The following is a 20519-nucleotide window of genomic DNA, read 5'->3' on the forward strand; positions in this document are numbered from 1 at the left end:
ATAGTCTTACTTTGAAAATTAAAGTAAAAAAATCCCTCATATTGAGCCGTATGTCATTTTTAAAAAATAGAATATTATTATTACTCCTTTTTTTATGTGCTATAAATGGATATGCCCAATTAAGTGATTTACACTATTTACCCCCATTAAAACAAGGAGGCAACAATCAGGCTATAAGGGAACAAGCCGTTTATTTGTCCACTCCCGAAACTACGGCTTTTACCGTAAACGTATATCAAGGTGCCATAGCCGCCCCTATAGCGACCCTGTCATTGTCTAACGCGACTCCGGTAACGTATACTCTTGCCAACGGCAATAACGACATAACCCTTGTTTCCGATGCCAATACCGGGGTAGTGCTTTCATCTAGCGGATTGCATTTTGAAGCCCCTGGAGGAGAAAAATTCTATGTAAACTATAGAGGTAGTTCCGGTTCTCAGTCCACATCGCTTACCAGTAAGGGTAGGCAGGCGATGGGAACCCTTTTTAAATGGGGAGGCATACCCAATAGGGGAACTCATGCCAGTTTAACCAATACCTTGGGGATAATGGCCACCGAAGACAACACCACCGTACAGCTATACGGTTATGACCAAAACTGTGAATTTAGGTTGGGAAACGATCGTGACGGAATCACAAATGATACCTATACCATTAATTTAGATGCCAACGAATCTTTTGTGTTTGAGGCCTATGTTGCCGAAACAACCGCCAATATAGACGGTTGGATCGGCGCTACCGTAGAATCGGACAAAAATATAGTAATAAGCAACGGGGGATTGAACATTGCGGTGCGATCGGGAAATGCCAGTAGAGATGCCGCCATCGACCAGCCCGTACCACAAAACAAAATAGGAAAGGAATATGTGTTTATTCGTGGTCAGGGTACTAGTGAAACAGAAAAACCCATCATAATCGGAACGCAGAACAATACAGAAATTTATGTGAACGGCGCCACGACTCCCATTGCCACCATTAACAATGGGGATTATTTTGAAATCCCCGACAGCTATTATTCCAGTACATCCGCTGGAGGCAACATGTTCGTAACCACCACTAAAGATGCCTACGCATACCAATCATTGGCAGGGGGATCATCTATAGTTACAGTAGGACTCAACTTTGTGGCTCCCGTAAACTGCTTGTTGCCCGATACAGTAGATAACATTCCAAATATTCAGGATGCGGCGGGCATTACAATGACGGGCGGGGTTACCATAGTAGCCTCTACCTCAACACCAGATGCCAATATTTCAATAACAGACGATAATGGAGCGGTAACACTACCTTCCTCTACCCCAGTAGCTGGGTCTACCGACTGGAAAACATATTATGTAGCAAACCTTACAGGCAATGTATCTGTAGAATCTACCGGACCTATTGCCGTAGGTTTTATAGGCTATAGTGGTGCAAGGGGAATTGCAGGCTATTTCTCGGGTTTTGATACCGTACCCGAAGTAGATTTACAAGTTCAAGGGGGCGGTTGCTTGCCAGGTTCTGTAATAGAAGTGGTCGATGCCAACTACGATGCCTACCAATGGTACCAAAACGGAACCCTAGTTCCCGGTGCAATTTTTTCGAGTTACACCCCAACCGAAGCAGGTGATTACTATGCAAGAGTGACCAAAGGTGGTTGCACCTATGATTCACAACCAATAGCGGCCTATTATTGTCTACCGGATATCGTAGTCAAAAAAACAGCCGACAAGAATACTATTTTAGAAGGCGATATTGTCGAATTCACGATTACCGTAGAAAGTTTGGGAGACGACGATGTTACCAATCTAAAGATTACCGATGTTATTCCCAATGGTTTAACATTGCTGTCCGCGAACCCCAGTGTTGGTAGCTGGTCCGCTCCCGAATGGACGATAGGAACACTTTCCCAAGGTGAATTGGTATCACTTGTACTAGAGGTTCAGGCGGATGAGCTGCCGTTTGATTCTACGGTGTCGTCTTACACTAATACTGTTTCCAACTCCCAAGACCAGACCGATGCGAATATCACATCGGACGACCTAAGTGAAACTTTGACGATTTCGAACAATGAGATTACGGTTACAAAAGTGGCCTTGCCCGCTCCTGATGGTTCCTACGACTCTTTAGGAGAAGAAATTACATATGAATTGGTCGTTACCAATAATGGTCCCTCTACATTAACCAATGTAACCATTACAGACCCCATGGCAGATTCCGGAAGCATTAGCCCCGCATCTGTCGCATCATTGGCACCGTCCAATTCTGTAACGTTTACACTTACACATAGTATTACAAATTCCGAACTAAGTGCCTTAGAAGTTACCAACACCGCTACCGCTCAGGCTTTGTTACCCAACGGGTTTAGTATTTCCGATACTTCTGATGACCCCAATAACAGTTCCGACGTAGATAGTAACGGTGATGGGGAACCCGATGACCCTACCGTGATTACCCTAGGAAGACCTAAAACCGTAATCACTAATAGAAATATCACCTACAGGGTAAAACTAAATTAATTTATAAGGTTCTGTAACAAAAATTGCTCGTTCTCGTCAAGTAAGTAGAATCAATCAAAAACTACTTGCTTTGAGCACAATACTCACCGTAAACAACCTTACTAAAAAGTTTGGTCATCTAACTGCCGTAAAGGATTTATCATTTTCAATAGAGAAAGGCCATGTCTATGGCATTCTAGGCCCTAACGGCAGTGGCAAATCTACCACATTGGGCATTGTACTGAACGTGGTAAATAAAACAAGTGGCAATTTTCATTGGTTCGACGGCTCGGTTTCTACCCATGAAGCCCTTAAAAAAGTAGGGGCCATAATTGAAAGACCTAATTTCTATCCTTACATGACGGCAGTCCAAAATTTAAAATTGGTCTGTAAGATCAAAGAGGTAAGCGAAGATAAAATTGAGGAAAAATTGGAATTGGTGGGCCTATTGGACCGCAAGAACAGCAAGTTTAAGACCTACTCTCTAGGTATGAAGCAGCGTTTGGCCATTGCCTCTGCCCTACTTAACGATCCTGAAATTTTAATCTTGGACGAGCCGACCAACGGGCTAGACCCACAAGGTATTCATCAAATACGTCAAATAATCACCAAAATAGCCGCTGAAGGCACCACCATTTTATTGGCTTCCCATTTGTTGGACGAAGTAGAAAAAGTGTGTAGCCATGTGATTATACTGCGAAAAGGAGAAAAACTATATGCCGGCCGTGTAGATGGCATGTTGGCAAGCCATGGCTTTTTTGAATTAAAATGTGATGATATGAAAAAGTTGGTCTCTACCCTAAAGGCAAACCCTAGTTTTCTGGAGATCAAACAAGAAAATGGCCTCGTTACCGCCTTTCTAAAAGAAGAAATGGATGCTAAACACCTCAATGAATCCTTATTTAAAAACGGCATTGTACTATCGCACCTGGTAAAAAGAAAAGAAAGCTTGGAAGAACAATTCCTGACCTTGACCAAAAATCAATCAAACTAATCGACCAAGACATGATACGTTTACTACAAATAGAATTTATAAAGCTTTGGAACAATAGGGCCAGCAAGATATTGATCATCTCCTACTTTTTTATATTGACATCCATTGCACTGGTCGCGGCCATAAAATTTGATATAGGCCCGGTTAAGTTCCACATGGCAGAAATAGGTATTTTCAATTTTCCCTATATCTGGCATTTCAACACGTTTATTACAGCCTTTTTTAAATTATTCCTGGCTATAGTTATCGTTTCGATGATGGCAAACGAGTACAGTAATAAAACGATTAAACAGAACTTGATAGACGGACTCTCGAAAAAAGAGTTTATTCTTTCCAAGTTTTTGACCGTTGTTTCCTTCGCCTTGATTTCTACGATATTCGTCTTCATTGTATCCTTAATTTTAGGTTTGATGTATTCGGACTATGACGAACTATCCATTATATTTTCCGATCTGGAATTCATCGTGGCCTTTTTCTTCAAATTATTGGGATTCTTTTCTTTTTGCCTTTTTCTGGGCATTCTGGTAAAACGTTCCGCCTTTGCCCTCGGTTTCTTAATTCTATGGCAGGTATTGGAAGGCATTATAAGAGGTTTGATTCGTTGGAAATTGTTCGACGGGGATACCACGGAGACCATTATGGGCTTCTTCCCCTTACAATCCATGTTCAATTTGATAAAAGAACCTTTCACCAGATTAGAAGCCGTACAAACGGTGGCGAATCAGGTAGGCGAGCACATTAATTTAAATTACCGTGTACATTGGTACGAAATCGTAATAGTAATGGCTTGGACCGCTATTTTCATTTATTTATCCTATGCCTTGCTCAAAAAACGGGACCTATAACCCTATACTAAATCCATTTTTGGCAATTAACCCATTTTCCAAATAATATTACAAAGAGTGTTTTGTACTTTTATTGAATGAAGTTTAAAGTAGTATCCGAATTTAGTCCGACAGGAGACCAGCCAAATGCCATCAAGGAATTAACGACCGGACTGGAAACCGGCGAAAAATACCAGACATTATTGGGTGTAACTGGTTCTGGTAAGACCTTTACAATCGCCAATGTTATAGAAAAGGTGCAACGACCTACCTTGGTACTTGCCCATAATAAAACCTTGGCCGCCCAATTATATTCGGAGTTTAAGCAATTTTTTCCAGATAATGCTATTGAGTATTTTGTTTCGTACTACGATTATTACCAACCCGAAGCCTATATTCCTACCAGTGGGGTCTACATAGAAAAAGACCTTTCTATAAACGAGGACATTGAAAAATTACGGCTCAGCGCCACCTCCTCTTTACTTTCTGGAAGACGCGATGTATTGGTGGTCGCTTCGGTTTCTTGCCTTTATGGTATCGGAAACCCTGTTGAATTTCAAAAAAATGTCATTTCTATACAAAAAGAACAAATAATCTCTAGAACCAAATTTTTGCATCAACTGGTGCAAAGTCTATATTCTAGGACAACCGCAGATTTTAGAAATGGAAATTTCCGGGTCAAGGGAGACGTGGTCGATGTTTTCCCCAGTTATGCCGACCACGCATTTAGAATTCATTTTTTTGGAGACGAAATAGAGGAAATTGAAGCTTTTGATCCTTTTAACAATAAAGTACTGGAGGTATATGAAAACCTGAATATTTATCCGGCAAATATGTTCGTTACCTCCCAAGATGTACTTCAGAATGCCATTCACAACATACAGGACGACCTTGTAAAACAGCTTGATTATTTTAAGGAAATAGGAAAACCCCTAGAAGCAAAACGGTTGGAGGAACGTACAAACTTTGACCTGGAAATGATCAGGGAGCTTGGCTATTGTTCCGGTATAGAAAACTATTCGCGCTACTTGGACGGTAGGGAACCCGGTACACGGCCTTTCTGTCTGTTAGATTACTTTCCGGACGATTATTTAATGGTAATAGACGAAAGCCATGTTACCATTCCACAGGTGCACGCCATGTACGGCGGAGACCGGTCAAGAAAGGTGAATTTAGTAGAATACGGCTTTAGGCTACCGGCTGCCATGGACAATAGACCTTTGAAATTTGAAGAGTTCGAGGCACTTCAAAATCAGGTAATATATGTAAGTGCCACCCCAGCGGATTATGAACTACAACTGAGCCAAGGAGTGTATGTAGAGCAAATTATTAGACCTACAGGCCTGTTGGACCCGATCATAGAAGTACGGCCAAGCCTTAACCAGATAGATGACCTTGTGGAAGAAATTCACCAAAGGGTAGAGAAAGATGAAAGGGTATTGGTCACCACACTTACCAAACGTATGGCCGAAGAACTTGCCAAATATTTGGATAGAATAAGTGTAAGGTGTAGATATATCCATAGCGATGTTGATACTTTGGAACGTGTAGAGATCATGCAAGACCTAAGAAAAGGTATTTTTGACGTACTGATCGGTGTAAATCTTTTAAGGGAAGGTCTAGACCTGCCAGAGGTGTCATTGGTGGCAATTTTAGATGCGGACAAAGAAGGTTTTCTTCGTAATACCAGATCACTAACACAGACAGTAGGAAGAGCTGCAAGAAACCTAAACGGTAAGGCGATCATGTATGCCGACAAGATAACGGACAGTATGCAAAGAACCATTGACGAGACAAATTACAGAAGAGAAAAACAGATAAATTATAACACAGAACACAACCTTGTACCCAAAGCACTGAACAAAAATCTTGACAGTGTCCTGGTTCAAAATTCGGTCTCTACATATCACTATAAAAAAGAAGAATTAAGAGCTGCGGAACCCGACTTGGAATATCTTACAAAAGATCAGATCAATAAGCTGATAAGGGAGAAAAGAAAGGAGATGGAGAAGGCAGCAAAAGAGCTCGATTTTATGCAAGCGGCAAGATTACGAGACGAAATAAAAGCCCTTCAAGAACAAGAAAACTAAAAAATACGGTGTAAAAAAGATCCACATTGCCTTTTTAGCCAAAATATCAACAAATACTTAACACAAAAACAAGTATTATACTGAATACATGTAATTTACATATATTTTTAGGCTAGACTAAATTTGATATTTTCTTTGTATCCCAGAAGAAAAAAGACAACAAAAACCACTTTCTAAACAGCTACCTCCCTAATAAGATTTTTTTGTTTTTTTGAGCGGAAGCCATTTCTTTATTCGAGATGAACTTAGCAGAAAGCACCCATTGAAACCATGTCGAATTTACAACATTTTTAGAGATAAAAAAAGATAGTTCAAACCTACGACATAAGTAAAAAAATACCCCAAAGACATGTTGGCTCCAACACCCAAAAGCCAAAAATCAAAACCATTAAAACAGAAAGTCCACTACCCTATTTATAAAAATAATTTTAGGTGCAATAACCAGAATACCACAAACCCGATTTACCGCTAAAAACAGTTCCAAAAAATATTGAGAAATAGATTTTGGAATATCGATGTCTTGTTTTGATATTTATTTTTACCACGGTCATTTGCTCCTTGAGCATAAAAAAAAGCGCCTTGATTTCTCAAGGCGCCTAACCAACCAACTATTCAACTATTACAAAATCCAAATAACAGAATTTACGTCTCTTCTAATTAAGACAACGATATCATTCTTTTTGGTTTTGGTAAAGCTTCTTTCTTTTTAGGTAATGTGAATTTTAAGATACCATCTTCATAGGTAGCTTTTATTTTATCACTGTCTACAGAATCAGGTAAAGTGAAAGATCTTTTAAAAGAAGAATAACTAAATTCCCTTCTAGTATAGTTATCTTCTTTTGTTTCCTTATCGGATTTTACCTCAGAGGAAATTGACAATAGACTATCATCTATTTCAATATTAAAATCATCTTTAGACCTTCCTGGAACAGCTAGTTCCATTTCAAATTCTTTTTCTCCTTCCTTAATGTTCACAGCTGGAACATTAGTGCCAAAGTTTTCCATTCCACCAAACCAATCTGGTTTAAAAATTTCGTTCATCAATGAAGGAAATAACACGTCGTTTCTTTTAACTAAACTCATAACTATATATTTTTTTTTGATTAAACATTTTTACGCTTAGCAAAAGGCAAATCCTATACCAACCAAAAAAACAAGACAATATGTCGCTTTTTTATAAGTTTTAAATGACATATTGACACTTTTATGCGTTTTGGAGATGCTAAGACCATCTATCTCTCATGGCACCTTTACCAATTTGGTATATATAGAGTTCATAAATAAAAAAGCATGGGTAACAGCCCTAGAACAATGCTACATAAATAGCAAGAGATCCTTTAAAGGGGGAGTAAAACAAAAGAGAAGTGTTCTTTAGGCTAATTATCGTAAGCTTTAAAGATATTGATAAGCACATCTGGAGGAACGATCCTATTGGGATATTTGTGCATAATGGCCAAAACTTGTTCTATTGCAGAGGGTGGTAGCCCCATTCCCAATCCAATATCATGTAAACGTTTTATCTCGGTTAGATCATTACTATTGTCAACGTTCATGAGCAAGATCAACCTATTAAACTGTACCAACCTATCGGCCTGTGATTTAGGAATTATATGTTCTACCTTTTTACTGAACAAAGAATCAAATTCCTTTTTACTGATTTCTAATTGCTGGGCCACATTAAAAAGAAAATCGTATTCGGACCTTTTTAAGGTATTATCCACCCTAGCAAAAGCGATCATTTCGGAAAGAATACTTAATTTTTCCTTTTTTGTATTCATTTTAATACTACCAATTGGTTATACAACTACTTAAAATAGGATATAGTATACCATAAAAACTACGAAATAACCCATTGTAGCACAAGATCTTAAAAAAGTCTTTATAAGGAAGAATTTTATAACTAATTAACACTTAAAAAGTCATTGACATTATTTGATGACATATTGGATTGAGACGATTTATAGATATTATATAGTGTTTTTCTAACAGATTTGGGACTTAACCCCATTTCTACCCCCTTTTGATATAGTTTTCTAATATTTTTATAATCTATCTTTTTGCCTTGATCATAGTAGGACAACACAAATCGATAAAACTTAATTATACGTTCTGAGATAGAAGCAGGCAAAACATAGATTCTATTCTCTTTCAACAAACTATTGAATTCTTTCTCACTAACTTCTAGATGCCTTCCTACCTTTAATAAAAAATCATGTTCCGATTGTTTTATTGTACCATCAACGGCAGCAGAAGCGAGCATCCCAGAAATTATTTGAAGCCTTTCTTTCTTACAGTCCATACATTACTTTTCCCTATTATTCAATTACGGCCATCCATCCTTACCTAAAACCTATTGGCCCCGTATGTGACAGGGCCAATTATCCGGTTACACAATGGTAAATACCTATTTTAACCAAAAGGCTATTTTACAAGTTCGCTTGCCTTCTTCTTCAGTATTATGAAATCTGACCGTCTATTTATCAAATGTTCCTGTTCAGAGCACTTGACACCATTTTTACATTTATTCTTTAGTTGAGTTTCTCCATAACCAATGGCACTTTCTATGCGATCACGGGCTATACCTTTTGAAAAGAGATAGTCTCGGGTAGATTTCGCCCTGGCATCGGACAACCTAAGGTTGTAATCATCCGATCCACGAGAATCTGTATGAGACTCTATCTTAATCTTGATATCGGGAAACTCGTTCATTGCGAACAATACTTTTTCCAACTCTATTTCCGCTCTTGGGGTTATATCGCTCTTGTCATAATCAAAATAAATAGGATCTACCTTTATTTTCTCCACATCTCCTTCTTTTACTATTAAGCTATCGTATGGCGTTAGATACACTATATTGTTTTCTGAATCCGACTCAGGATTTTCCGTCGTTGTAACAAACTGCGTTTTTTCAGAAAACCTTTGTTTCGAAAATACCATTCTATTACGTCTATTGCAGGGCAAAGACAGCTCATAATACCCCTGTTCATCTGTCTTTAAAATTTCTACCAACCCATCTTCCGGATTTTTCAACTCAACATTGGCATTAGCAATAGGCTCATTGGTTGCTTCGTTCAACACGTAACCGGAGTATACCAAACAATCGGTCGGAGCCACTTTTTCAAAATAGTATATATCATCGTCTCCCATACCGCCCATTCTGTTAGAGGCAAAATAACCCGTATTGGTCAGTGGATCCTTTATCAATGAAAAATCATCCATATTACTATTAAATGGTGCTCCCATATTCAATGGCATCGAATATTCGTCTTTTGAGAATATCTTGGATTTGAACAGATCCAGACCGCCCATTCCATAATGACCATCAGAAGCAAAATACAACACATCGTTTACGACATACGGAAACATCTCCCTACCTTTCGTGTTAATGGAGGGTCCCAAATTCATGGGAGGGGAAGTAACCTCTCCGGTAGTAGACAAAGAGACCACATAAATATCACTGTCCCCATAACCGCCTGGCATGTTTGATGTAAAATAAAGATACTTACCGTCTGTACTGATCGCAGGGTGACCACAGGAGTACTCGATATTGTTAAACGACAACGACGTACTGTTCACCAATTCTCCATTGAAAATTTCGGCCCTTACTATCTGCATATTGGAAAGCCCTTCGTTATTTGTCTTTAACTTACCTTTTTTTAGGTAGTTTCTGGTAACATAAACAGTCTCCATATCTTTACCGAACACAACGGAAGCATCATGATAATCGGACAAAAGACCTTGCACAAATTTTTCGGGTACAAATTCATCGAACATCGTGTTTGTCACAAAGAGATCTAGATAAGGTTGATTGTTCCAAGGGTATATTTTTCCTCCTGCCTTTATGCTATCTCGCGTACTTGAAAACACCAATTTATTATCTCTGTAGAAGGCTGGGGAAAAATCGGATTTTCTACTATTGAAAGGCACATTTTTTATGGCAAAACCAGGTTCTTCCAACAACACGCTATCCAAGTTCTTTTGTTGTGCCAAAATCATGTCCAACCTATCTTTATCCTTATAGAAAGATAGCAACACCTCATCTGCGCGTTGTATATCGTTACTTGCCTTTAGGCATTGTACCAATTTTATGATATTGTTCTCACCAACATCCTTCCCTTTAAGAAGATATAGTTTTGCATACCAATCTTTCGCCTGGGTATAGTTACCTATATTAAAATAGCTGTCCGCCAGCTTTTGCAGTATTTCCTCATCTGTTCTTCTTTGGGCTATTTCCGAATAAAGCTCAATAGCCTTATCGAACTTAAAATCCTCAAAATAGGTCAATGCCCTTGTTTCCTTGGTTTGGCCCTGCATCATCAAAAAAGAACCTAAAGCTATAATTGTATATCGTAATTTTAAATTCATGGTCTTATTTTTTAGAAGAATCTTGGAGATAGGGCTCTTTTCTTTAAGCCATCCAAATTGTAGGTTAAAATTATCTCGTGTGAACCGTCGTTATAGTTTTGCAATCCCGTAACGGAATAATCATAGGCATACCCCAGGAAGAATTTATCCGACAGATATATTCCCGCCATGGCACTTATTGCATCATCGTACCTATAGGCAACGCCCAATGCCACCTTTTCTTGAAGCAGAAAGTTACCCGACACATCTACCGTTAAAGGCGATCCGGAAACATGCTTTGTTAACACTGCAGGCTTAAACTTAACGGTAGAGGACAAATCAAAAACATAACCTCCTATGAAGTAATATTGACTCTTACGGTCTACTACGGTAGCCGAATCGTCGTTATACAATTTTGAATTCAACAAATTGCTACTGGAAACACCTAGATACCATTTATCGCTATAGTAGTAAAGCCCTGCCCCTACAATGGGCCTTACCTCATTTAAGTCTTGCTGAAAAACAGGATCTAGATTATTTGAAATATTTCCTTTTGACCAATCTATATTCATGATATCCAAACCGGCGTTTAGCCCAAAAGCTAATTTGGTATTCCAGCCTGTTGGAAGGTGGTATGCAAAATTTGCGTTTACCTGAATGGTATTGGAAGCTCCCAGATTGTCATTAATGGCCGTTAGCCCCAGACCTATCCTGTCTTTTACAAGACCATGTACTGCAAAGCTCTGTGTTTCTGGCGCACCTTCTATACCGGCCCACTGTGAACGGTATAACAAACTGGCCGCCAACTTACCTGCAGACCCTGTATAACCAGAGTTAATTACCTCTGTATTGTACATGTACTGGGTATACTGCGGTGCTTGCTGCGCAAAAGAATTTGCCATACTTAAGCCAAAAACAAAGCACACTAAGTATTTGATATTATATATATATTTTTTCATGTTATTTATTTTAAAAGTTTGGACGAATTTTAAGCGTAGACTATCTGGCCAATTGTAACCAACCAACAACATCCCTATCTAATTCTGGAAGATGAATCACATAATAGTAGGTGCCTGAGGGCAAATGGTCTCCTTTGTTAAGAACACCACCGACGTTTGCAATACCGTCCCAGTTGTTTTGATAGTTAACTGCCTCAAATACCTTGTTACCATTTCTGTTATAGACGGTTACGGTATTGTCTATAAAATTCTCGATACACTGTATTTCAAAATAGTCGTTAAACCCATCTCCGTTCGGAGAGAAGACATTGAAGACCAATAGACAGAAATCTTCTCCTAATATTTCACCGCAACGAACCACTTCTACCTCTAATTGGTTCTCTTTTGTTGCGTCACAAGCAGTTGTATCCGAATAAGAAACCGCAACGCTTGCCTCTTCCATACTAGTCCAGACTACACTCACAAAATCATCTGTACTTTGACCACCATCTATAATGGTACCCCCAATAACCGTCCAAACATAATCTGTCTTACCTTCATCGGTATTGTACGTATAACTTCTATCTAAACAGGCATTTTCTATCTGACCTACCAAACTTGCCGGCTCACCATCCAAAACTTCTACCGTAATCTGCAGCCTTTCACTCTCACAAGAAGACATTGTACGGGCCACATAGTAATCACCACTTGTCAGATCCTCATCTGGATCAAGAATATTACCGCCCGTGGCACTATCATAAAAAACAACATTGGTTTCATTTACCTGAATATCGCCTATTATCGGATCGGTGTCGGAGCAGAACGACTGAAAATCGCTATTGGTAGTTGCCATAGGTACTTCTATGATATCCACATTGATCTGTATTCTTGCAAGTACATCTACCGGAATATTCAAAAGGCCGAGAAAATAAGACCCTCCATCTACCAATGAAGCATTTACATCCAAAAGGTTTCCTCCCACTAGGGCATCGAAAAACACTCCGTTATCGACCAACAGCTCTAAATCGGCAACAGTAGCATTATCGGCGGCACAGAACACGTAATCGACAATATCAGTAGTTAATTCGGGAATAGAAATCGGTATTAAATCTGTGGTGGCGCAAAGCCCTTCTTTTAAGGTTATTTCTACCGTAGAATCTATATCTTCCAATAAGCCTAAAGCGTCTACGTCAATGGAGAACTCCAAATTGGAATCCAATACTCCCAAAAATTGCTGTCCATCGATACTAATGGTCACCGTATCACCTTCATTGGCACCACCAGAAGCAGACCCCTCTAAAGAAATAAGGGAGCCCCCATCGCTTATGCTGATAAGATCATCGATTGTAAGGGCCGTATCTAGATTTATATCCACTTCTAGACTAGAGTCGGTTACGGATACAACGACCTCTTTTAGGTTACCGGCCTCATTGGTGCAAGAAGTTGTATCCTCCACCAAACTAGCATATACACTATACCCTATATTGCTATCGGTAAGACCATTTATCGTCAACGTATCATCGCTTTCTATGGTATAGGTAATACCACTGGAAACCATACCGTCGGTAATCTGGTTCGTTCCATCACTATCCAAATACCAGTTAAAACTTCCGGCAATATCACTTGAAGGAACCAACTTTAACTCCCCAACATTACAAGTGGCCCTTAAGGCAACATCAATATCATCTGCCGTGGGTGTATCTATAACGGTTACGGTTACTGCCACTCTTGGTGATTCATAAGCACAGTTAACATTTTTTGCCGCTACATAATAGGTTGTGGTTTCCGTTAAATTTGGGGTCACATAGGCGTCTCCCGACGTCAAAGTAGCCAAAAGGTTACCATCTTCAGGGGCATCGTACCACCTTAACTCTTCTTCAGATGGGTTTTGTACCGTTGCTATTAAACTAGTAGACGTATCTGAACAAACAGAGACATCCTCAGAACCTGCATCTATTGTCGGCAACATAGGAGCACTGTATACACCATAAACTTGTATTCCCTGGTTTATACTAACATTCAACAAAGAAGATAGTTCTAAACTTATTCTATCTATTGAAGAAGAAGGAGTATAGGGAATATCCACAGTACCATTTTCACCTAAAAGCCCCAATAGATCCAAATCTAAAAGACTGGACAAAGACAGGTTATCCACATCTGCGGAGGACCCATTTTTTGCACTCAACTGAATATTTGACAAAAGACCGACCTGTACAAGATCCGGATCAACACCTACCTTAAGGTAAAAAACCTCTCCCGCTACCGAAGGCCTATTCAAGTAGAAAGTTTGCCCTATACTCGCAGCAACCCCTATTACCCCCAGACCTATATTAGAATAGGTACCCAAGTCATCATCTATTGCCAAATGCGGATTATCTACCCCTGCCCCTCCTAGACCAAGAAGATCTAGAGTAAGGCCGCTTCCAAAAAACGAGGTATACTCCGCCCCTACACACTCGCTCGTTGCATCAGTATAAAATGAATCGAACACTCCTAATCTTTTGGTAGTACCCAACCCCAACAAAGACCCTCCGGTTCTATTGGTAAGCCTTATTCTATTGTAAGGCAAACTAGGTGAGGCAGCTATAAAATATTGCTCATTCTTATCTATAACAACCTTTATTTCATCTGTAGAAAAAGGATTTGCCACTCCAGAATCTTCTTCTGAGACAACGGTCGACCCATTTTTTAGTTGAACATTAAATTCTTGGTTTCCGATTAAAACCACCCCCACAACATCTGACAACAAACCTCCTAAATTACCGCCAAGCAATGGTGTTAACAACCCGTCTTCAGTTTCAATTTTGGTATAGGTTGTCTGAAAGGCCGGTAAAGTTGAAGGAAACTGCAACTCTATATATCCTGAATACGACCCCAACCCTGCAACCAGTCCAGAGTTCGCTCGAATTTCCGCCTTTGTTATAAGATCACTATCTATAGAAAGGCTTGAGTTATCTACGTTGTTTTCTCCCGCAATTGATTCCGCATAAATAATAGTTTGTGAATTTCCTATGAAGCACCCTAAAAAAATTACCAAAACAAGTAATTTTGACAGGAAACTTTGAAAGTAGGTTTTTTCCATTACAATTGATTTATAAGTTTTTTCTTACAAATAAAACGGAAAATACGCATAGTTAGTACTGTTTGGCCTGCGAATATGACAAAGTGCTTCGTTTTACCGATAAAATACCATATTCATCGATAAAATACACTTTCAATTAAAAATGTGCTATGATTTTAAAGGAGTTTTCTTACATATAAATTATTGAACCACTTAATATCTCTCTAAAAACTAAGGCAAATCACGCTATTGTTATAAGATATACTGCACAAAAAAAGCCCTGTTGCTGACAACAGGGCTTTAACTATGTTAATAATCTTAATCGTCGTTTTTATTTAATAAAAACTTGGGTAAAATATTGCCTACCTTCCGAATCGGCCACAACAGAAATAGCCGTTTCCGTAAAATCCCCTTCTATATTCTTCAAATGGGCCGCGCTTAACAACCATGCGTTAAAAACCTCTTCTGCCGTATTAAAATCACGTGCAACGTTCTCCGCTACATGTGTAGCATTTATTTCAAGGGACAAATCAGATGCGCGTTGTAAAAAATTATCATGGCTAATCTCGTCTTTAGAGATCATATATTCATTGTGCGATATAGCGTAATTTTTTGCTACACTATTTATTTCCAAAATGACCAAACCTTTACTGGCCCTGTACTCGTTTACAAGATCTACCACCTGTTCTTCTATATCTGTTGTGCTCGTTGTAAGCGCTACTTTTTCATAAACTTCATCCACATCTTTAGAACAAGAAGTTAAAAGTATTGCGACCATTAATAAAATAAGAATTGGGGACTTCATATGCTACATTTTAATTTTGCGAGTGCAAAACTAGTTTCGCAACAAAGTCTTCAAATACAAAGATCGAGCAATGGACCCTTCTCTAGGTAAACGGCTCTTTTTTAGTTTCTTTTGTTCAATAGGTGTATTTTTCAAAAAAAACAAAACGGAATTATCGTACATTTTATCTGGTCATAGCAACCTTTAAAAGCAAGATATTTATGCTTTTATGTGACCAATACTTCCTCAATTCTTGATTTTATGTGATAACTTGCGCCCAAATTTATGAACAATGACGAACAATGATGTACTTAAGAAATTAAGAGTGGCATTAAAACTTAGGGACGATGAAATCGTGGATATTCTTAAGTTGGTAGATTTCAAAATTTCTAAAAGTGAACTTGGTGCATTTTTTAGAAAAGAGGACCACCCAAACTATATGGAATGTGGCGATCAGATATTGAGAAATTTTTTAAACGGATTGATCATACATTTAAGGGGCACAAAAGAGAATCCTAAAAATCCCGGTGAAGTTTTATTGAAAGGCATGGTTCCAGAAAAAAAGAAACCAAGAGCTTCTTTTAAGGACAAGCAGATTAAAAAAGTGGATAGGGCCATTGACCCGGTCAAATACAAGAACAAAAAAAAATCCTGAAAGCATCATTACCCCCAGGATTTTTTAACCACTATATGTTTCTCCCTTAAGAAGCTATTCTAACCGGCACAGTATATAACTTGCCTTCTTCTACTTTAGAAACATCTACCTTTTTATAATTAAGTCTACTTTTTACAAATCGCTCTAGATCCGTATAATCGGTATCAACTGAAAGCACCACTATTTCACCTTCACTATTAAGGGTAAATCTTACCTGTGCCGTTAAATCGGTTTCTTCATCGGTAAACGAATTATCCTCCAATAATTTTGTGATTTGAGTAGAAAGACTTTTGGAAGGTTTAACCCCATCGATATCAGAAGCTAAAATATTCCCTGTTGACAATAGCATTGCAGCTACAAAAATTAAACTTAGTTTTCTCATGACTTTTTGTTTTTTCCTCCATTAAATGGAGATTGATTAATATTAGATTGATGATGATTTATTAAAAAGACGCCTCAAAAAAGAGAATGTTACAACAAATTACCGCTTTAACATTTATTTCACTAAAATCATCTTGTCTTTCGACAGGTCAAAGTTAGAATGAAAAGTGATCTATAAAACGTACAATGTTATGTTTAACCGTTATTTTAAATGGTTAACCTTTACATTAAACAACAGAAAAAACATATAAAAAAGAGAGAAGAATATTATCTGTTAAATAGTGAAAAAATAGTAAAAAGAATGAAACAGTAAATAGAAAGTGTTGTATTAAAAATACGAAAAATCACATTTTGTTCAAATAAATACAAAAAAGGCAATGTTAATAAAACATTGCCTTTTTAGATATTATATATGATGCTTATAAAATTACATCAACACTTCTTTTACTTTATCAGCTGCTTCTTGGAATTGAACGGCCGAATGTACCGCTAAACCAGAGTTATCTATAATTTCTTTTGCCATTTCGGCATTTGTACCTTGTAAACGAACAATAATAGGAACTTTGATACTGTCTCCCATATTCTTATAGGCATCTACAACCCCTTGCGCCACACGATCGCATCGTACGATTCCTCCAAAAATATTGATTAGAATTGCTTTTACTGCTGGGTCTTTCAAAATAATCCTAAAAGCTTCCTCTACCCTTTTGGCATCTGCAGTACCACCAACATCCAAGAAGTTAGCAGGCTCTCCACCGGCCATCTTAATTAAATCCATAGTGGCCATTGCCAAACCGGCACCGTTGACCATACAACCAACGTTACCATCCAAGTCTACATAATTTAGACCTACCGCACGAGCTTCCACTTCAATTGGGTTCTCCTCACGAAGGTCACGCATTTCTGCATATTGCTTTCTTCTGTACAAAGCATTGTCATCTATGGATACTTTGGCATCTACGGCCATAATCTTGTCATCCGATGTTTTTAATACCGGATTTATTTCGAACATACTAGAATCGCTCTGAACATATGCTTTATATAATGCAGAAACGAATTTTGTCATCTCTTTGAAAGCGGTTCCCGAAAGACCTAGGTTAAAAGCTATTTTTCTTGCCTGAAAACCTAGTAGACCCGTAGCAGGGTCAATTTCTTCCGTAAAGATCAAATGCGGCGTCTTTTCTGCAACTTCCTCTATATCCATACCGCCTTCGGTAGAATACATGATCATATTTCTTCCGGTAGCCCTGTTCAATAGAACGGACATGTAAAATTCGCTGGTCTCACTATCCCCGGGATAATACACATCTTCGGCAACCAATACTTGGTGTACTTTTTTACCTTCCGCAGAAGTCTGTGGTGTTACCAAGTTCATACCTATGATCTGACCTGCAATCTCTTCAACTTCCTTTAAATTCTTTGCTAGCTTTACACCGCCTCCTTTTCCACGACCACCAGCATGTACCTGTGCTTTTATTACATGCCATCCAGTACCTGTTTCTGCTGTCAGTTCTTTAGCAGCCTCAACTGCTTCTTTTGCATTATGTGCTACAATTCCTCTTTGAATGCGAACGCCAAAGCTTGCTAATATCTCTTTTCCTTGATACTCGTGAAGGTTCATATGTTATGGTAGTTTTATTTGATGGCAAAAATAGGAAAGACATGGTAATAATAGAAAATTATCAATGAATAATTGATCAAACAACTTAGAGATTATCAAATAATCCCATAAAAAACAAACATTGGTCTATGGTTTACGTGATTAAATTTCCAAATTATTAAAGTCCAAAGGGTCAAAATTCTTGAAATGTCCGTTCAACTCTATGCGTTTTTTGGTTCTTTCTACCTGGGTCAATATTTTAATGGTAGCCAACAAATGATTATAGATATATGTTAACCTGTCCATTTCTTTGGGCATTTGCAACAATTCATATTCTTGCCTAAACGAAAGCCCTATTTTATGGGCCAGTACATAACTGTTATACTTTTCAAATTCAATACCCGGGGAAGCAATTTCCATAACCTCATAGAGTTCTTGTATTTTATTTATCACCGCCATTTTAAAACTAGGCTCAGAAATATAATCGTAATCCAAAAGCGCCACCGTACCTCCAGCATATAGTTTACCTTCCATCTGATTTTCAAAAGAGACCATCTTAAATACCTGTCTGGCCACACATAAAACATCCATCTCCCCTCCTTTATACGTATTCACGACCTCTACCAGTTGTACCTCCGTCCCATATTCCAACTTATTGTCTATAAATACGGGAATACCAAATGTAATGGCCTCTGATCGGCAATCGTTGATCAATTGCTTGTACCTAGGCTCAAAAACGTGCAAGGGCACGGTTTCACCTGGAAAAAAAATAGACCTTAATGGAAACAACGGTAATTTCATAGTTTTAAAAATACAAACCTCATTGAACAGAACAAAGTATTTATTTTATCATTTGTTATATTTATCACATTTTGTTGTATTATTTATTTTTAAGTTATTTTTTTTGTTCAGAACCACACATAGCACTAGCTTTGCGCAAAAGCTATTATAATGAACACCTCGGATTTACTAAAAATCGCAAAGAAATACGGAGATCCCGTATATGTATACGACTCGGAAAAAATTATCTCGCAATTTAATAGATTAACAAAGGCTTTTGGTTCAGTTAAGAAGTTAAAACTTAATTATGCCGCAAAAGCATTGTCCAACATTACCATACTTAAACTAATGAACAGTTTGGGAAGTGGTCTGGATACCGTTTCTATACAAGAAGTACAACTGGGGTTATTGGCTGGCTTTAAACCAGAGAGTATCATTTTTACTCCGAACGGCGTTTCTTTGGAAGAGATAGAAGAAGCGGCAAAACTTGGTGTCAGAATCAATATAGACAACTTATCCATACTGGAACAATTTGGAAGCAAGCACCCGAACATACCTGTTTGCATACGTATAAATCCGCATGTTATGGCCGGGGGAAATTCTAACATATCAGTAGGGCATATCGATTCTAAATTTGGCATCAGTATACATCAAATACCACATTTGCTACGTATTGTAGAGTTGACCAAAATGAACATCAACGGTATTCACATGCATACCGGTAGCGATATTTTAGATATCGATGTTTTTCTATATGCCTCTGAAATTCTTTTTGAAACCGCTAAAAATTTCAAGAATCTGGATTTTATAGATTTTGGAAGTGGTTTTAAAGTTCCGTACAAAGAAGGTGATATAGAAACCAACGTAGAAGAGCTGGGAAAAAAACTAGGTTCTCGTTTCAACGAGTTCTGCAAGGAATACGGTAAAGATCTGACCTTGGCCTTTGAACCTGGTAAATTTTTGGTCAGTGAGGCCGGTTTTTTCTTGGCTAAGGTTAACGTGGTCAAACAAACCACCTCTACCGTCTTTGCCAGTATCGATTCTGGTTTCAACCATTTAATAAGACCCATGCTATACGGGGCTTCACATACCATCGAAAACATTTCCAATCCAAATGGTCGCGAGCGCTATTACTCTGTAGTTGGATATATCTGCGAAACGGATACCTTTGCCAGCAACAGAAGAATCAACGAAATTAAGGAGGGAGATATTTTATGTTTTAAAAATGCAGGTGCCTATTGTTTTACCATGGCCAGCAACTACAATTCTAGGTTTAGGCCACCAGAAGTTCTTTGGCATCAAGAGAAGGCTATCCTTATAAGGGAAAGAGAAACCTTTGATGATCTGATCAGAAACCAAGTAGATCACAAAGAGCTATTTGCACCAAAAAACAAAAAGGTCGTGGTTGAATAACAATCGCGACCTTTGGTCTTTTATATAGGCTACATACCGCTCCTAATCATTTAGGATCTCGATCGTTTTCTTCATCCGCCCCGATATAACCCCAAAAACTATATTTTTAGGCAATACCTTTTTAGATAAAAAAGGACATTTTCGCCCTCACCCACCTTATTTTCAACCGGTTTATCCACTT

At 38.3% G+C, this 20519-nt stretch carries 16 protein-coding genes; 6 read left to right on the forward strand and 10 right to left on the reverse strand.

The features are described from left to right. The first annotated feature begins 50 nt into the window (after window positions 1–50). From AB657_RS07900 to uvrB, 4 genes are all read left to right on the forward strand, one after another. Complete coding sequence (locus AB657_RS07900) at window positions 51–2495, forward strand: DUF11 domain-containing protein (protein ID WP_198146892.1); 2445 nt, start codon at window positions 51–53, stop codon at window positions 2493–2495. Between the two features lie 70 nt (window positions 2496–2565). After that, the gene (locus AB657_RS07905) at window positions 2566–3468 is read left to right on the forward strand and encodes an ABC transporter ATP-binding protein (RefSeq protein ID WP_047245996.1); all 903 of its coding nucleotides are present in this window, start codon (window positions 2566–2568) and stop codon (window positions 3466–3468) included. A gap of 11 nt (window positions 3469–3479) precedes the next feature. Continuing rightward, the gene (locus AB657_RS07910; protein ID WP_047245997.1) at window positions 3480–4313 is read left to right on the forward strand and encodes an ABC transporter permease; all 834 of its coding nucleotides are present in this window, start codon (window positions 3480–3482) and stop codon (window positions 4311–4313) included. A gap of 77 nt (window positions 4314–4390) precedes the next feature. After that, window positions 4391–6382: an excinuclease ABC subunit UvrB gene (uvrB, locus tag AB657_RS07915; protein ID WP_047245998.1), complete on the forward strand. Its 1992-nt coding sequence runs from the start codon at window positions 4391–4393 to the stop codon at window positions 6380–6382. A gap of 657 nt (window positions 6383–7039) precedes the next feature. On the opposite strand, the gene AB657_RS07920 is transcribed toward uvrB, so the two are convergent. The 7 genes from AB657_RS07920 to AB657_RS07950 form a co-directional block, all read right to left on the reverse strand. Further along, window positions 7040–7465, reverse strand: coding sequence for an Hsp20/alpha crystallin family protein (locus tag AB657_RS07920; RefSeq protein ID WP_047245999.1), 426 nt, complete (start codon window positions 7463–7465; stop codon window positions 7040–7042). Window positions 7466–7758: 293 nt separating this feature from the next. Then, complete coding sequence (locus AB657_RS07925; RefSeq protein WP_047246000.1) at window positions 7759–8160, reverse strand: hypothetical protein; 402 nt, start codon at window positions 8158–8160, stop codon at window positions 7759–7761. A gap of 122 nt (window positions 8161–8282) precedes the next feature. Then, a complete protein-coding gene (locus AB657_RS07930) occupies window positions 8283–8681 on the reverse strand; it encodes a TerB family tellurite resistance protein (RefSeq protein ID WP_052958657.1) in 399 nt (132 codons plus the stop codon). 122 nt (window positions 8682–8803) lie between these two features. Further along, the gene (locus tag AB657_RS18230) at window positions 8804–10747 is read right to left on the reverse strand and encodes an OmpA family protein (protein WP_047246001.1); all 1944 of its coding nucleotides are present in this window, start codon (window positions 10745–10747) and stop codon (window positions 8804–8806) included. Window positions 10748–10758: 11 nt separating this feature from the next. Then, entirely contained in the window at window positions 10759–11685 is a 927-nt protein-coding gene (locus tag AB657_RS07940) for a PorP/SprF family type IX secretion system membrane protein (protein WP_047246002.1), read from the reverse strand. Window positions 11686–11725: 40 nt separating this feature from the next. Further along, window positions 11726–14746 carry a T9SS C-terminal target domain-containing protein gene (locus tag AB657_RS07945; protein ID WP_047246003.1) on the reverse strand — a complete coding sequence of 1007 codons (3021 nt, stop codon included), beginning with the start codon at window positions 14744–14746 and terminating at the stop codon, window positions 11726–11728. Between the two features lie 310 nt (window positions 14747–15056). Next, a complete protein-coding gene (locus tag AB657_RS07950) occupies window positions 15057–15530 on the reverse strand; it encodes a CAP domain-containing protein (RefSeq protein WP_047246004.1) in 474 nt (157 codons plus the stop codon). A 271-nt stretch (window positions 15531–15801) separates the two neighbouring features. On the opposite strand from AB657_RS07950, the gene AB657_RS07955 reads away from it, so the two are divergent. Then, window positions 15802–16164 carry a DUF1456 family protein gene (locus AB657_RS07955; RefSeq protein ID WP_047246005.1) on the forward strand — a complete coding sequence of 121 codons (363 nt, stop codon included), beginning with the start codon at window positions 15802–15804 and terminating at the stop codon, window positions 16162–16164. 46 nt (window positions 16165–16210) lie between these two features. Here the strand turns inward: AB657_RS07955 and AB657_RS07960 are convergent, their stop codons facing one another. The 3 genes from AB657_RS07960 to AB657_RS07970 form a co-directional block, all read right to left on the reverse strand. Next, window positions 16211–16546 carry a hypothetical protein gene (locus tag AB657_RS07960; protein ID WP_047246006.1) on the reverse strand — a complete coding sequence of 112 codons (336 nt, stop codon included), beginning with the start codon at window positions 16544–16546 and terminating at the stop codon, window positions 16211–16213. Window positions 16547–16972: 426 nt separating this feature from the next. After that, entirely contained in the window at window positions 16973–18166 is a 1194-nt protein-coding gene (gene sucC / locus AB657_RS07965; RefSeq protein WP_047246007.1) for an ADP-forming succinate--CoA ligase subunit beta, read from the reverse strand. Between the two features lie 141 nt (window positions 18167–18307). Continuing rightward, window positions 18308–18946, reverse strand: a complete 639-nt coding sequence (locus AB657_RS07970; RefSeq protein WP_047246008.1) for an LON peptidase substrate-binding domain-containing protein — start codon at window positions 18944–18946, stop codon at window positions 18308–18310. 150 nt (window positions 18947–19096) lie between these two features. Between AB657_RS07970 and lysA the strand changes: the two genes are divergently transcribed. Beyond that, window positions 19097–20338, forward strand: a complete 1242-nt coding sequence (gene lysA, locus AB657_RS07975; protein WP_047246009.1) for a diaminopimelate decarboxylase — start codon at window positions 19097–19099, stop codon at window positions 20336–20338. Window positions 20339–20519: the final 181 nt, after the last annotated feature.

This window comes from Maribacter thermophilus (assembly GCF_001020565.1).
GTDB classification, from domain to species: domain Bacteria; phylum Bacteroidota; class Bacteroidia; order Flavobacteriales; family Flavobacteriaceae; genus Maribacter; species Maribacter thermophilus.